Origin of the sequence: Streptosporangium sp. NPDC023963 (genome assembly GCF_040639135.1) — a bacterium.
In the GTDB taxonomy this organism is placed as follows: Bacteria; Actinomycetota; Actinomycetes; order Streptosporangiales; family Streptosporangiaceae; genus Streptosporangium.
In genome coordinates this window covers 15,055-28,283 of sequence record NZ_JBEZZK010000030.1, presented here as the reverse complement: position 1 = coordinate 28,283, position 13,229 = coordinate 15,055, and the positions used below count along the sequence as shown (strand labels likewise).

Annotated in this window: 10 protein-coding genes and 1 tRNA gene; 5 read left to right on the top strand and 6 right to left on the bottom strand. The window is 68.8% G+C overall.

From position 1 onward, the window contains the following. Positions 1-8 precede the first annotated feature (8 nt). The 4 genes from AB0F88_RS43500 to htpX all read left to right on the top strand — a co-directional run bounded on the left by AB0F88_RS43500 (position 9) and on the right by htpX (position 6,941). Positions 9-2,117 (top strand): NADH-quinone oxidoreductase subunit L, encoded by a 2,109-nt coding sequence (locus tag AB0F88_RS43500; protein WP_362698269.1) that lies wholly within the window; start codon positions 9-11, stop codon positions 2,115-2,117. Between the two features lie 264 nt (positions 2,118-2,381). Beyond that, on the top strand, positions 2,382-4,223 hold the full coding sequence (locus AB0F88_RS43495) for an NADH-quinone oxidoreductase subunit M (RefSeq protein ID WP_362698266.1): 1,842 nt from the start codon (positions 2,382-2,384) through the stop codon (positions 4,221-4,223). Continuing rightward, on the top strand, positions 4,220-6,016 hold the full coding sequence (locus AB0F88_RS43490) for an NADH-quinone oxidoreductase subunit N (protein WP_362698263.1): 1,797 nt from the start codon (positions 4,220-4,222) through the stop codon (positions 6,014-6,016). Before AB0F88_RS43495 ends, AB0F88_RS43490 begins: the two co-directional genes overlap by 4 nt. Before the next feature lie 73 nt (positions 6,017-6,089). Beyond that, positions 6,090-6,941: a zinc metalloprotease HtpX gene (gene htpX / locus AB0F88_RS43485; protein ID WP_362698260.1), complete on the top strand. Its 852-nt coding sequence runs from the start codon at positions 6,090-6,092 to the stop codon at positions 6,939-6,941. Positions 6,942-7,042: 101 nt separating this feature from the next. Here the strand turns inward: htpX and AB0F88_RS43480 are convergent, their stop codons facing one another. The 3 genes from AB0F88_RS43480 to AB0F88_RS43470 form a co-directional block, all read right to left on the bottom strand. Next, positions 7,043-7,744 carry a hypothetical protein gene (locus AB0F88_RS43480; RefSeq protein WP_362698257.1) on the bottom strand — a complete coding sequence of 234 codons (702 nt, stop codon included), beginning with the start codon at positions 7,742-7,744 and terminating at the stop codon, positions 7,043-7,045. Positions 7,745-8,137: 393 nt separating this feature from the next. Beyond that, positions 8,138-8,713 (bottom strand): pyridoxamine 5'-phosphate oxidase family protein, encoded by a 576-nt coding sequence (locus AB0F88_RS43475; protein WP_362698254.1) that lies wholly within the window; start codon positions 8,711-8,713, stop codon positions 8,138-8,140. A gap of 143 nt (positions 8,714-8,856) precedes the next feature. Continuing rightward, positions 8,857-9,351: a YajQ family cyclic di-GMP-binding protein gene (locus AB0F88_RS43470; protein WP_362698251.1), complete on the bottom strand. Its 495-nt coding sequence runs from the start codon at positions 9,349-9,351 to the stop codon at positions 8,857-8,859. A 379-nt stretch (positions 9,352-9,730) separates the two neighbouring features. Between AB0F88_RS43470 and AB0F88_RS43465 the strand changes: the two genes are divergently transcribed. Then, a tRNA-Tyr gene (locus AB0F88_RS43465) sits at positions 9,731-9,815 on the top strand. A gap of 230 nt (positions 9,816-10,045) precedes the next feature. On the opposite strand, the gene AB0F88_RS43460 is transcribed toward AB0F88_RS43465, so the two are convergent. Genes AB0F88_RS43460 through AB0F88_RS43450 form a run of 3 tightly spaced genes read right to left on the bottom strand, consistent with a single transcriptional unit; the run spans position 10,046 to position 13,214 of the window. Next, the gene (locus tag AB0F88_RS43460; RefSeq protein ID WP_362698248.1) at positions 10,046-11,410 is read right to left on the bottom strand and encodes a site-specific integrase; all 1,365 of its coding nucleotides are present in this window, start codon (positions 11,408-11,410) and stop codon (positions 10,046-10,048) included. After that, positions 11,407-11,577 carry a helix-turn-helix domain-containing protein gene (locus AB0F88_RS43455; RefSeq protein ID WP_362698335.1) on the bottom strand — a complete coding sequence of 57 codons (171 nt, stop codon included), beginning with the start codon at positions 11,575-11,577 and terminating at the stop codon, positions 11,407-11,409. The genes AB0F88_RS43460 and AB0F88_RS43455 overlap by 4 nt, the downstream gene beginning before the upstream one ends. A 23-nt stretch (positions 11,578-11,600) precedes the next feature. Further along, positions 11,601-13,214: a replication initiator gene (locus AB0F88_RS43450; protein ID WP_362698245.1), complete on the bottom strand. Its 1,614-nt coding sequence runs from the start codon at positions 13,212-13,214 to the stop codon at positions 11,601-11,603. Positions 13,215-13,229 lie beyond the last annotated feature (15 nt).

The following is a 13,229-nucleotide window of genomic DNA, read 5'->3' as shown; positions in this document are numbered from 1 at the left end:
GACGCGCCATGATCACTATCGCCTCGCTCGTGATCCTGCTGCCCTTCCTCGCGGCGGTCACCGGCCTTCTCGGCTCCCGTTTCCCCGGGCGTCTCCACAGCGTGACGCCCCCGGCGACCGGCGAAGGCCGCGTCCTCGAGGCCGACGCACCCCAGGCCGACGCTCCCAGGAGTGACGCACCCAGGAGTGACGCCTTCAAGGTCAACGCCGACACCGCCGCCGATCACCGGGCCGCCTGGGTCGCCGTGGTGCCCACCGCCGTCTCCGCGGCCCTGGCGATCTGGCTGGCCTATGCGACCTGGGCTGCCACCGGCGGGGGCGGAGGCGAACGGTCCGCCCCGGTCGGGCCGGGGGGCCAGGGGACGATCGACGGTGTCACCGCGGCGTTCACCGTCATCGAGACGGGTTCGGTGCCGATCTCGGTCGGGCTGCTGGTCGACGGCCTCGCCGCGTCGATCGCCGTGCTGGTCGCCGTGGTCGCGCTGGCGGTGCAGATCTACTCCGTCGGTTACATGCGCGGCGACCGGCGCTACCCGTCCTACAGCTCCTTCATCAGCCTGTTCACCAGCGCCATGCTGCTGGTCGTCTACGCGGCAGACCTCATGGTCCTCTACGTGGGCTGGGAGATCATGGGCCTGTGCTCCTACCTGCTGGTCGGGCACTGGTGGGAAGACAGGGCCAACTCGCGAGCGGCGATCAAGGCGTTCCTCGTCACCCGGATCGGCGACGTCGGATTCCTGTTCGGCATCTTCGTCCTCGGGACGGCGGCGGGAAGCTTCAGGATCGCCGACGTCATCGCGGAAGTCCCTGAGATGTCCTCCGGCACGCTCATCGTCGCGACCATGCTGCTGCTCGCCGGGGTGGCGGGGAAGAGCGCCCAGGTGCCGTTGCACGTCTGGCTTCCTGACGCGATGGCCGGACCGACACCGATCAGCGCCCTCATCCACGCGGCCACCATGGTCGCCGCGGGCATCTTCGTCGTCGCCCGGCTCTACCCGGCCTTCCTCGGTGCCCGCCCCACCCTGGACGTCCTCGCGGTCCTGGCCGCCATCGGCATGCTCGGCGCGGCCTTCGCCGCCCTGGCCCAGGACGACCTCAAACGCGTCCTCGCCTACTCCACGATCAGCCAGCTCGCCTACATGGCCGGTGCCCTGGCCGCCGGGTCCCGGAGCGCCGCGATCTTCCACCTGATCACCCACGGCGCTTTCAAGGCACTTCTCTTCCTCTGCGCCGGAGCGGTGATCCACGCGGTCGGCTCCAACCTGATGAGCACGATGGGAGGCCTCAGGAGGGGGCTTCCCGTCACCTTCGCCGCGATGACGATCGGCTTCGCCGCGCTCATGGGCCTGCCTCCGGCCAGCGGCTTCTTCAGCAAGGACGAGGTGCTGGTGGCCATCGAGCACTCCCTGTCCTCCGGGCCGCTGACAGGTGCCGCGGCCCTGCTGCTCTACGGCTGCGCCCTCGCCACGGTCGCGGTGACCGGCGCCTACGCCACCCGCGCGTGGCTGCGAACCTTCTTCGGACAGCGCGCCTCCCAGACCCAGCCCGCGTCCACGCCCGTGTCCATGTCCACGCCCGTGTCCATGTCCACGCCCGCGTCCGTGTCCACGCCCGCGTCCGGCGCGCCGCACGCCGTCCGCGACGCTCACACCCCCGTTCACGAGGCTCCGGCCACCATGCGCTGGCCCATTCTCGTCCTGGCCGTTCCGGCCCTGCTCCTCGGTTTCGCCCGTGTCGGCGACGTTCACTGGGACGCCGCCGCCCTCAGCCTCGCGGTGGCGCTGCTGGGGGCGGGAGCGGTCTACGCCGTGTGGCGCTCCGACCCCCTGGCCGACCCGGCTCGCCTGCTCGGTCCCTTCCGAACCCCGTGCGAGCGGGCCTTTCACGTCGACTCCGTCTACACCGGTCTGTTCGTCCGACCCGTGCTGCTCCTGGCGAGTCTTGTCGTCCGCGCCGACGGTCGCGTGGTGGACGGTGCCGTGCGCGGCTCGGGCCGGGCGACCCTGGGCCTGGCCGGGCTGGTCCGCCTGGTACAGAACGGCAACGCCCAGCTCTACATCACCGGCCTGCTGGCCGGAGTCCTCCTGATCGCGGCCGGGGCGGTGATCTTTAGATGATCTCTCTGCTGTTCTGGGGCGTCGTTGCCCTCGTCGTGCTGCTTCTCATCCGTCTGGCGGTGACGCGCCGTTGACCTCCTCTCCGCCACCGAGCACACGACCGGACTCGAACCCGAACCCGAACCCGAACCCGAACCCGCAACCGGACCCGAACCCGCAACCGGACCCGAACCCGCAACCGGACCCGAACCCGGACCCAGGACCGGACACCGGGGCGAACTCAGGGCCGGATCCTGTGCCGAACCTCGGTGAGGTGGCCACGCCATGAGCTGGATGCTGATCGTGCTCCTCGGGGTGCCACTCGCCGGAGCCGCCGCGCTGCTCGCGCCGTTCGGGTCGGACGTCGCGGCCAGGGGGCGGCTGCTCAGGATGCACGGCCTGGTCGTCTCCGGCATCACGTTCGCGCTGTCGGTGGTGCTGGTCGCCGCGTTCGACTACGGCGACGCCGCCCGGGTGCAGTTCGCGACCGACCTGGCCTGGATCCCCGGCCTCGACCTCAGGCTCCACCTCGGCGTGGACGGGATCTCGCTGCCGCTGGTCGTGCTGACCACGCTGCTGACCTTCCTCTGCTTCGTCTACCTGTGCCGGGGGCGCGCCGACGGCCCCGGGCAGCTGCTCAGTCCCCGGCCCGGTGGCAACCGGCCACGGGCGCTGGTGTTCACGCTGCTCGTCCTCGAAGTGGGCATGATCGGCACCTTTCTCGCGCTCGACCTGTTGCTGTTCTTCGTGTTCTTCGAGGTCGTCCTCATCCCGATGTACTTCGTGATCGCCATCTGGGGCGGGCGTGCCCGCCGGGCGGCGGCGATCAAGTTCATCCTCTACACCCTGCTCGGCTCGGTGGTCCTCCTGCTGGGCCTGTTGCTCATCTGGTCCCAGACCGGCACCCTGGACATGATCGCCCTCGCGCGGGCACGGGGAACGGGCATGTCCCCCGCGGTGCAGACCATCGCCTTCCTGGCCGTCGGCATCGGCTTCGCGGTCAAGACCCCGATGTGGCCGCTGCACACCTGGCTGCCCGACGCCCACACCGAGGCGCCGACCGTCGGTTCGGTGCTCCTGGCGGGCGTGCTGCTCAAGATGGGCACGTACGGCTTCGCCCGCGTCGCGATCCCGATCCTGCCCGACGGCGCCGCCGCGACGGCCCCGTGGCTCGGGGCTTTCGCGGTGATCGGCATCGTCTACGGCTCGCTGGCCTGTCTCGCCCAGCGTGACCTCAAAAGGATGATCGCCTACTCCTCGGTCGGACACATGGGTTTCGTGCTCCTGGGCTTCGCCACGCTCACTCCGGCCGGAGTCAACGGTGCCCTGTTCGGCAACATTGCCCACGGTCTCATCACCGCCCTGCTGTTCTTCGTCGCCGGAGCGATCAAGGAGCGCTACGGCACCTCCGACATGCCTGCCCTCGGCGGTGGCATGCTGACACGTCTTCCCCGCCTCGCCTCCCTGCTCACCTTCGCCTGCGTCGCCTCGCTCGGGCTGCCGGGACTGGCGGGCTTCTGGGGTGAGATGCTGGCCCTCCTCGGTGCCTTCGAACCGGCCGCGGGTCTGTCGCGCCCCCTCTACCTGGTCTTCATGGCCCTGGGAGGTCTCGGTACCGTGCTGACCGCCGCCTACTTCCTGCTCATGCTCTCCCGCGTCACTCACGGCCGGGGTACCGAGACCGTCCATGTCCCGGTCCTCACCGCGGCCGCCGCGGGCGGCCTGCCCTCCACGGGACCGACCGGGGAGGAGGGCGATCGCGACGGTGGCGCCCCCGCCGGTGAGACGGGGGAGAAGGAAGGCCCCCTCATGGCAACCGTCGGCGGGGGTGGCGCTCCTCCTCCGGCGACTTCGGCGACTTCGGCGGCTTCGGCGACTTCGGCGGCTTCGGCGGCTTCGGCTGCTCTGGGGACTTCGGGGGGTTCGGGGGGTTCGAGGGCGGGGGCGACTTCGAGAGCCGCATCGGGAGCGACGAGCACGGACAGATCACGCATGCCCGACGTCTCGGGCCACGAACTGGCCGCCTGGGTGCCGTTGATCGCGCTGATCCTGCTGTTCGGGCTCTGGCCCAAGGCGCTTCTCCTCCTCACCGATCCGGTGGTCCGGACCCTGGTGGGCGCGCCGTGATCCAGTCGATCGACTACTACGCGGTCGCGCCGCCCCTGATCCTCGCCCTCACCGCGGGGCTCGTGTTGCTCCTGGACGCCTTCCTGCCCCACAGGCCGTACGTTCGGACGGCGCTCGGAGCGGTCACGCTGTCCGGGGTGGTCGCTGCCCTGGCGGTGGTGATCTCCCAGGCCGTACGCGCCGGAGAGCCGCTGAGAACCTTCTGCGTACCAGAGGGGCTGCTCGGCTCCCCCCGTGCGGTGATCGGCGCCATCGCTCCCCCGGCCACCGGGCCCACGGCGCCCACGTCCGCCGTGGCACCGTGTTCGTTCGTGGTCGACGACTTCACGCTGGTCTTCGCCGGGCTCGCGCTGTTCGCCGGGATCGTCGTGGTGCTGCTGTCGGCGGCCGAACTCTCCTCCGGGGACATCCCCGTCGGAGAGTGGTACTTCCTGCTGCTCTGCACGCTGGCGGGTGCCGTCGCCCTGCCCGCCTCCCGTGACCTGATCATGCTGGTGGTCGCGCTGGAGCTCGTCTCGCTGCCGGTGTTCGCGCTCACCGCGCTCAAGCGTTACGACGGCCGGAGCTCCGAGGCGGCGGTCAAGCTCTTCCTGGTCTCCGTGGTCTCCACGGCGGTGATGCTCTTCGGGGTCTCCCTGCTGTACGGAACGACCGGCACCGTCTACCTCGACCGCATCGCCCACGTGTTGCGACAGGACGTCCCCGCGGCCATCGGCCTCGGGCCCGGCCAGGGAGACGTCGGCGACGGCGGCGCCTACGAGTCCTCGCTGCAGATCGCCTACGACCTGCCCGCCGTGGTCACCGTGGCCGTGGTCCTGGTCCTCGCGGGGTTCGCCTTCAAGATCGCAGCGGTGCCGTTCCACGCGTGGGCGGGTGACGTCTACCAGGGAGCGCCCATCCCCGTCGCGGCGCTTCTCTCCGTCATCTCCAAGGCGGCGGGGTTCGCGGGGCTGATCCTCATCCTGGTCGTCGCCCTGGGCGGCCAGGGGGCTGTCTGGGTCCCGCTGGTCGCGATTCTCGCCGCGCTGACCATGACCGTCGGCAACCTCCTGGCCACGCGTCAGCGCCACGCCGTGCGGTTGCTCGCCTGGTCGTCCGTCGCCCAGTCGGGCTACATCCTCGCTCCCCTCGGCATCAGGAACGACGAGGCGATGAACGCCTCGGTCGCCTACCTGATCTTCTACGCGGCGATGAACCTCGGTGCGTTCGCCGTGGTCACGCTGGTGTCGAGGAGGTCGGGCGGGGGAGAGCTGGACGACTACCGGGGCCTGGCGTTCCGGAGCCCGGCGGCCGGGCTGGCGCTGGCCTTCTTCCTGATCTGCCTGGCGGGCCTGCCCCCGGGGCTGGCCGGACTCTTCGCCAAGATCGTGGTGTTCCGGGAGCTCATCGGCGGAGGCGGTGGCTGGCTGGCGGCCGTGATGGCGGTCAACACCGTCGTGGGTCTCTACTACTACGTCGCCTGGGTCGTGCGGATCTTCACTCCGCTCCCGGTGACCGAGAGCCCCGCGGTCGGGAGCGCCGTGGCGGGCAGCGCTGTGATCGGGGGTGCCGTGCCGGGCAGTGCCGTGACAGGCAGTGCCGTGACAGGCAGTGCCGTGACAGGAAGCGCCGTGACAGGCAGTGCCGTGACAGGAAGCGTCATGACGGGCAGCGCGGAGACGGGTGGCCGCGGCACCGGATGGATACCCGCGAGCGTGGCGGTCGCGGTGGCCGGGATCGTCGCGATCGCGTTCTCGGCCGCCCCCCAGCTGGTCCTCGATCTCGTCCCCGCGGCGCTCATCGCCGCGGGCTGAACCATCCGGGAACGTTCGACCTGGCCGGAGACGTTGTCACAGGTGAATCAGCATCAACCGAAAGGGGGGTGTAGTGCACCACAACGGTCTGCGTACCGCGGTCCTTCTCGGCGCACTGTCCGCGGTGATCATCGTGGTGGGGGCGTGGTTCGGAGGCGGCACCGGCGTGCAGATCGCGGTCCTGGTCGCGCTGGCGACCAGTGGCGTCGCCTACTTCTTCTCCGACCGCATCGCGTTGTCGGCCATGCGCGCCCGGCCGGTGGGTGAGGTGGAGCAGCCGCTCCTCTACCGGATCGTGCGCGAGCTCTCCACCGAGGCCCGCCAGCCCATGCCCCGCCTCTACGTCTCGCCGACCATGCAGCCCAACGCCTTTGCGACGGGGCGCAACCCCCGCAACGCCGCGGTCTGCGTGACCTACGGGATCACCCAGCTCCTCGACGAGCGCGAGCTGCGCGGGGTCATCGGGCACGAGCTCTCCCACGTCTACAACCGCGACATCCTGATCTCCTCGGTGGCCGGCGCGCTCGCCACGATGATCACCTACCTCGGCTATGTCGGCTTGTTCTTCGGTGGTGGGGACGAGGACGAGGGCCCGGGGTTCATCGGCGCGATCCTCATGATCGTGCTTGGCCCGGTCGCGGCCGGGATGATCCAGATGGCCATCTCCCGCTCCCGCGAGTATCAGGCGGACGAGTCCGGCGCCCGGCTGACGGGTGATCCGCTGGCCCTCGCCTCGGCCCTGAGAAAGATCGAGATGGGCACCCGTCAGCTGCCCCTCCCGGAGAACGGCCGGATCGCCTCCGCCTCCCACCTGATGATCGCCAATCCCTTCCGCGGCGCCGGGATCGGACGGATGTTCTCCACCCACCCGCCCACCGCCGAGCGCGTCGCCCGCCTGGAGCGCATGGCCGGCTACCGCCGCTGACTCCGCGCTCCCGTGCTGCCGTGAGCCTCTACGGTCCGTGACGGGTCAGGGAGTCAGCCCAGTGACGATCGGGTCAGGCAGCCAGTCCGGTGACGATCGGGTCAGGGAGTCAGCCCGGTGACGATCGGGTTGTGGACGGACCCGGGCACGACGAAGCCACTCACCCGTTCCGTGCCGCCCGACTCCTGATCGACCCGATACCAGGTGTAGCGGGTGCCGCCCCCCTTCCTGATCCTGCGCGGGATGACCGTCTGCAGGTCGAGACGGCCCGCACCGTTCCAGCGCATCCGGGTCGGAGTCCTGTCGACGGGCACGGCGATGGGATCGTGCCTGGGGATGCCGCCGGTGGGCACGTTCCACAGGCGGATCCCCGCGTCACGTGCCGTGAAGTGGGCGACGGTCTCGCCGCCCGGGCCGAGCGCACCCCCCACCGGAACGCGTCCCCGCTCGGTGAAGGGCGACATCGAGTAGATCACCGCCTGGAACGTGTCGTCCACCACGAGTACGAACTTCGCGTCAGGGCTGAAACTCCACGGTCGCAGGCCAGGTGGCACCGGGACGCTCTCCCCGCTGTACGTGTCCAGGATCCGATGCTCCCAGCCGATGCCCAGCACCACGTACCGCCCGCCGGGAGAGAGGTCGACCCGTGCCGCGCGCATCGCGTTCGACCACATCACTCCCGGCACGGCGCGCATCTCGCCGGTGGCCACCTCCCGCACCACCAGCGCCCCACCCCGCCGCTGGAAGTACGCGACATACCTACCGTTCGGCGACAGGGCCAGCGGTGCTCGTTGCCTCCCCACGGAGAAAACCCGGGCGTCGGGGAGAGTGAGCACCCCACCGCCGCGTACCCAGAGTTTCCACGGAGCACAGACACACCCGTCGAGTCCCGCGTACCGGACCGGAGGTCTCACACCTCGGGCCTCCGCGGGGACGCCCGCCCCCACGACCACGGCGACCGCGCCGACGCAAACGCTCAAGCGGCAGAACAACCCCACTGAGGCCCCCCGAGTCTTCCGGACATACGGGGGGTGTCCGTCGCTTACCGGCTTACTGTACGCCCAGGGGAAGGCCGACCGGCGGTGTCGCCGTGAGTGTCATCCGTTCGCGGGGAGCGAGCGGATGACACTCACGGCGCAGGCGAACGGACCGGCCTCCGCGAGCGCCGGTCCCGGGGTGGCCACCGGCCGACCGGCTCAGGAGTGCTGCGTGACCGGGTCGGTCTCCTCCGCGGAAAGGCCGGGGATGCCGTCGATGCTCTCGCGGTTCTTCCGGGCCCGGTGGGTGCGCCGCTGCTGGACGTCCTTGCGTCCAGCCCACTCGTCCAGCAGCGTCCGGTCCTTCTCGAAGGACATGAACGGCACCGAGAAGCCGCAGGAATCGGAGATCCGGTCACAGTCGACGACGACGATCGACCGCACGCCCGGATGCGGGCCGAACTTCTTGATCAGTGTTGCGAAGTCGGGGTTCTCCGGTACGACGACACGGCCGGTGCCGTACAGGCGGAGGATGTTGGGAGGGCCGGAGAAGGCGCAGAACATGACCGTGATGCGGCCGTTCTGGCGGAGATGGGCGATGGTCTCCACCCCGCTGCCGTCCAGGTCCAGGTAGGCGACGGTGGTGTCATCGAGGACGGTGAAGGTGTCGGCGTATCCCTTGGGGGACATGTTGACGTGGCCGCCCTGCTCGGGAGCCGTCGCCACGAAGTAGATCGGCTGCGCTCCGATGAACTCACGCAGCCGATCGTTAATCCTGTCATGAATTTTCCCCATGAACAGGACGATAATTCTTTGGTGAAACGGGTGAGCGGCCGGGGCACAAGAGAGCCTCTTGCCCCGGCCGTATGCCCTGGATGTGCCCTCCCTGGAGCAGTAAGGTCCTGAAACCACAGGTCAGAGCCTCGGTTTCCCTTCTGCTAGCGGTAGTTCGAGAACTGAAGCGCGATCTCCAGGTCCTTACCCTTGAGAAGGGCGATGACTTCCTGCAGCTCGTCCCTCTTCTTGGAACTCACCCGCAGTTCCTCGCCCTGGATCTGGGCCTTGACGCCCTTGGGCCCCTCATCACGAATGATCTTCGAGATCTTCTTGGCGTGCTCCTGGTCGATGCCCTCCTTGAGGGTCACCAGAAGTCGGTACTCCTTGCCGGACAGCTTGGGCTCGTCCGCGTCCAGGATCTTGAGGGAGAGCCCCCGCTTGATCAGCTTGTCCTTGAAGACGTCGAGGACCGCGTTGGCGCGCTCCTCGCTGTTGGCCTTGATCTCAACGGCCTTCTGACCGCCCGACCAGGCGATGGTCGCGCCGGTGCCCTTGAAGTCGAATCGGTGCCCGACCTCCTTGACCGTCTGGTTCAGCGCGTTGTCCGCTTCCTGGTGGTCGATCTTGCTAACGATGTCGAACGATGAATCCGCCAAAGCTCAATCCCCTCTGACCTGCTGGAACTATCAATCGCCGGCCGGCTCCCGGAAGCCACGGACCTCGAATCGCGGTGGCGCCCGCGAGCCGGTTCGGTAGACGCGTACGTAACAGATCAGCCTAGCCAGCATCTCCCGCCGATGCCGAGGTGACAGCGTGTCCCTGTCCCACCCCCCGCGAGCCCTGTCCCACCCCGGCACCGAGATGTCTCTGACGTCACTCTCTCCCCGCAATCCCCAGACGACACCGTCGCAAGCGGCGATGTGCGCCCCAAAAGTCCTGATAGGAGCGGGTATCGGGAGGTGCCCGCCGTCGATGTCACGTCACACTCGGAAGTCCGCTATTCTTCTACCTGTCGCCGCCGCAAGCGGTGGACACGGCAGGTTGCCCGAGTGGTCAAAGGGAGCGGTCTGTAAAACCGTCGGCTCAGCCTACGCAGGTTCAAGTCCTGCACCTGCCACCAGCCAAACTGGCAGCTCAGAGGCCCTTCGGGGCCTCTTTTGCGTTTCCGGGACATGCAGGCGTAGGCAGCCGGAAGCAGCCGCATGTCAGCGCTCGCGGGATATACGCGGGATGGATCATGAGGCGTTTCCCCAGGTCGCGCCAGGCGTTGCGGGACATGCGCGGGATGTACCCCGGAACGCCGAAAGGGCTCCGGGAGTGTGTCCCAGAGCCCCACAGCAGAGGTGATCTTCACGCGGCCAGCGCGTCATCAATCCTCCGGTTGACCGTCTCCCCCTGGCCGTCGATGCACTTCGCGTAGACGCGGAGGAGAACGTCAACGCCGTGACCGGCCCGCCTCACGATCTCCGGAGCGGGCACCCCGGCATTGAGCCAGAGCGACACCGCCGCGTGTCGCAGGTCGTACGGCCTGCGAGCCAGGGGAGAGGCGGCCTGTTCCGGCGTCAGTGCGAGGAGCCGAGCCGCGGCCCACACCTCGATATAGGCCGTCGAGGCGACCACGCCGCCGCGCTCGCTCTGGAACAGCCGGCCATCCTTGGCGGTTCCGAACTCGTCGAGGTGCTCGCGGAGAATCTTCACCAGGACCGGGGGGATCGGGACAGGCCGCGTGTCCTCCTGCGCCCGATGCTTGAGCCCGCGCGCCTCGTGGGCATCCCCGGAATCGGTCCACCGGGTGTTCACCTCGGGACGGGAGACGCCGAGGCTGAGCCGACCCCAGCCGGTTGCCGGAAGTCGACAGTCCTGCTTGCGCAGCGCGACCGCCTCACCCGGCCGGATGCCCGCGTAGTACATGCAGGCGAACAGCGCCATGAGCCGACGACCCCGGCCGCGCCTGCCCACGTAAGTCACCATGGTCAGCAGCTCGCGAACCTGCTCAGGGTTGACGACCACGCGGGGATCAACCGTCTCGGCGACCTTCACCGGCTTCCAGCGGACTTTCGTCACCGGGTTCGCGGGCAGTTCCTCCAGCTCCACCGCGTACTGAAGGGCGTTGTAGAAGACGGCCCGCTTACGCCGGATCGTGTTCGCAGCCGCCGCCTTGCCGTTGAGAAGCAGGGCGAGCGCGTCGAGCCCGGCCCGGACGGTCTTGGCCTCCTGAAGCTCCGAGAGAGGCACAGAGGCCTTGTCGAGCCAGCGCAGCGCCTTGGCGATCTCAACCGGCCGCGCCTTGTCCCGAGCGTTGGGAGGCAGCGCGTAATGACGCAACGCCGTACGGAGGACGGAGATCTCTGGCTTGCCGGGGATGTCTCGCGTCAGCGCGGGGACCACCGTCGCCAGGGCATCGGTCATCGCGTCCCGAGTCTTGGCCGCCGCGTGGGGCCACTTCATGTCGATGTAGGCCAGGACGAAGGCGTACCAGTTCTGCGCCTCCTTGGCCTGGATCATCGACTCGGGGAGGCCCGTCTCCATGTCGAAGGCTTCGCCCCGCTTGGCCGCCTGCCGCAGGTCGGACAGGAAGTTCTCGCCGAGAGCCTTGGTCCGGTAGCTCTTGGACTTCTCCCGGCCACCCACCTTCCACCGGACCTCGTAGGACGCGGCCTTGCTGGACTTGTTCCGGCGGATCTCCCAGAACTTCACGTCGTACGAGGTGTTCACACCGCCTCCCGGAGGCTCTCAAGCCACGCCTCGAACTCACTGCGATAGAGGCGGATCTCGTCGTTGGGCAGTCGCAGGCCGCGGGGGAACTTGCCGATTTCGCGCCAGCGGTAGAGGGTCCGGACGGAGATCCCGCCGAGCCTGTCGAGGATCTCGGGGACGGTCATGAGCTTGTCGTCGTCCTTCTTCTTCACGCCGCCTCCCTGATTGCCGAAAGGTCTTGTCCGATCGCCTTCTCTTGGAGAGCGAGCAGGGTTGCCCGCCAGCGCTGGCGTTCGGCGACCATGCGCAGCAGTCGCAGGGCCAGAGAGGGGATGTCGCCGTCACCGGCCGGAACGGGCTTCCAGACGTAACGGTGCGGATCGGGGACCTCATCGGCCAGGCCGAGCGCCTCCATGACCCAGGTGCGGCGGTCGCGCTTGTGCTCGGACAGGGTCTTGTTCGACCACTTACGCGAGACCAGGACGCGACGGCCCGCGTAGCCGAGGTGTTCGGGCTTGTGCGCCTTGCTCCGGCACCGGCCCGGAGTCATGCCCTGCTTGGCGCCTTTGGGCTGCACACCGTAGCACAGCCAGTTCGGGCAGGCCGGAGAGCAGGGTTCGTAACGGAGTGCTTCGGCCATCCGCGCGGCATGCGCTCGCTGAGCAGGGTTGTCAGGGTCGAGGGCGTCGCCGAGGCTCTTGGTCAGATACTTCGACAGGTAGCGGATGCACTGGTCGGCATCCGGGGTGCCGGACAGGACGCCCTGAACATCGACTTGAGAACCGAAGCGGACCACATGCAGGGGTTCGGCCTCGTCGTCGGTGCCGAGCCGGTCGAGTGCCTCATGCCAGGTCGGGAGGAGTTCCCCCGTGGTCGGGTCGAGGTAGTCGCCGGCCTGTCCGTCTGGATAGGTCTCCTCGTCGGGGAGGTCGGCCCGCTGCGTCCACACCGGCAAGCGATCGCCGTCGAACTTGATCTCATCAACGGCCGGCCACCACACCTGGTGATAGGTCGCAGCCGCGATCTGCTTGATCTCAGCGCGAGGCATGGTGCCGCGGATGGCCATGTGCAAGTGAGGAGCGAGCCGCTTCTGCGGTTCGACGGAAGAGAAGTACTGCACGTCATAGCCCGCGACCCGGCGCAGGTTCTGCACGAAGCAGTCGACGAGCTTGGAGAAGTGCAGCGCGTCCCGAGCCGCCCGCGTGTAGTCGTAGGCGCCCGGATCGACGGGCACGCCTTGCCCTGCCCGGATCTTGCCGTACGAGGGAAGCGTGAGGGTAAGGAACAGCGACGGCCGGTAGGTTGCCCCGTCCGAGCCGGTGAAAGTCCGCCCGAGCGTGGTGTTCTGCCGGACCCGCTTGGGGAGATCGGGGGCGTCCTGTCGCCGCCGGGTCGAGCGGTTGCGCTTGCCCGCAGCACGGCCGAGCAGGGTGCCACGCATCCCGGCAGCGTTGATCTCGTCGTCCAGGCCGGTGAGGATCGCGTCCAGGTCGGTGGTGTCGTCGCCAGCCTTTTCCGCGGCATCGCGCTGGGCCTGCATGTCGGCGCGGAACTCCACCAGCCAGAGCTGTTCCTCGTTGGGCTCATCCGGGGTGATCGAGGGTTCGGCTTCCAGATGCCAGCCCTCCCGGCACTGGGCCATCCGCAGGTAGCGGTTGCGCCGGGCGCACGACGAGCACTTGGCGTCCATGGTGGCCCCGCAGGGCACGTTGACGTCTTCGGTGAGCCCGGTGTGGGTGTCCAGCCGACGCAGGACCACCGGCCGGATGCACACCCCGTTGTGCTTGGCGATCTCCACCGCCACATCCAGCGCGAGCGGCATCCTCTGACGCTCGGC

Bases quoted from the DNA above. Each gene is read 5' to 3' on its own strand.
- AB0F88_RS43500 (WP_362698269.1), top strand. From the start codon at position 9: ATGATCACTATCGCCTCGCTCGTGATCCTGCTGCCCTTCCTCGCGGCG.
- AB0F88_RS43495 (WP_362698266.1), top strand. From the start codon at position 2,382: ATGAGCTGGATGCTGATCGTGCTCCTCGGGGTGCCACTCGCCGGAGCC.
- AB0F88_RS43475 (WP_362698254.1), bottom strand. From the start codon at position 8,713: ATGGGGAAAATTCATGACAGGATTAACGATCGGCTGCGTGAGTTCATC.
- AB0F88_RS43455 (WP_362698335.1), bottom strand. From the start codon at position 11,577: ATGACCGTCCCCGAGATCCTCGACAGGCTCGGCGGGATCTCCGTCCGG.
- AB0F88_RS43450 (WP_362698245.1), bottom strand. From the start codon at position 13,214: ATGCCGCTCGCGCTGGATGTGGCGGTGGAGATCGCCAAGCACAACGGG.